The organism is Akkermansia muciniphila, assembly GCF_018709685.1.
In the GTDB taxonomy this organism is placed as follows: domain Bacteria; phylum Verrucomicrobiota; class Verrucomicrobiia; order Verrucomicrobiales; family Akkermansiaceae; genus Akkermansia; species Akkermansia muciniphila_E.
On the sequence record NZ_JABDHQ010000038.1, the window covers coordinates 1 to 1,130 of the forward strand.

Genomic DNA, 1,130 nt, shown 5'->3' on the forward strand with positions numbered 1-1,130 from the left:
TATTCCGTCCATGGAGTCCGCTTGGTCTATTTCGTCTTCCTTCTCCGGGAAAGCCCCCTTCATCAACGCAACAGGGCCGTTCCGGTTCTTGTCCGGAACGGCCCTGGAGGAATGGAGAGCGGTGCCTCTCCGCTCCACTCTCAACTCTCAAACCTTAACTCTCCTTAGAAGTCGTAGCGGTAGCCCACGCTTCCGTTCACCGAGTTGGCTCCGTCTCGGAAGTCCGCGTTGCCGTTGACAAACACCGTCCCCTGCGTTCCCACAGGCACACTGAGTCCCGCTCCGATTTGAAGCGCGGTTGTTCCTACCTTCGCTCCCCTCACCGTCTGCGTGTAGCCGGGGTTGGCCAGGAAGCCCACTCCCGTCTCGCCGCGGCGGTCTCCCATGTCCTGGGCCACGTTGGCTCGGAATTCCACCAGCGCCTCACGTCCGAAGAGGTTGCTGCCCGCCAGCCCCATCCAGCGGCCGCCAAGCGCCACCGTTCCCGTCGTCCATTCCTGCTTGCCTACATTCAGGCCCGCATTTCCGGCTCCTGTTTCCGTGTAACCGTCCATACGGGTGGTTACCACCGAGACGTTGGCCAGCGGCTGCAGGATGCTGCTCTTGTCTTCATTGAGGTAGACGTCGTAGGTGAGTTCGTACATCGCCCCAAAGCCCCACCCGTTGGTGTTGCCCTGCGTGCTGTAGCTGCCTTCTCCGTAGTTGACCGTCCGGTTAAGCTTGGCGTCGTTCCAGCCGCCCGTCAGAATGAGCGTGTGGGCCCATCTCTTGCTCTGGTAGCGCCCGAAGAGGTTGGCGTAGTAGCTGTCCAGGTGGCCGTCAGCCGTGTCCGCCGCACTGGCCGTCAGGTCTCCGTAGTTGGCCGTGAAGGCCGCTCCCATGGTGAAGTGGTCGCTGAGGTCCACGTCCATGCCGACGGTTCCGCCCCAGGTGGTGAGCTGGTAGCCGCTTTCATCCCCCTTGGTGTCCAGCTTGCCGTAGGAGCCCGTTCCTTCCATCCACATGTGGAAGTAGGGGAGGTCTTCGTTGATGTAGGCGGGGTTGACGCCCATGAGGGTGGTGCGGTTCCTGATCCAGCCCATCTGGTCGCGCAGGGCGTCTTTCTGCGCCGTTCCCAGCGCGTTGACCGT

General features: G+C 62.1%; 1 protein-coding gene. It reads right to left on the reverse strand.

Annotated features, from left to right (window positions below):
- Positions 1-164: 164 nt before the first annotated feature.
- The coding region (locus HHJ06_RS11655) for an autotransporter outer membrane beta-barrel domain-containing protein (protein ID WP_215429960.1) at positions 165-1,130 on the reverse strand (966 nt) is incomplete at its 5' end.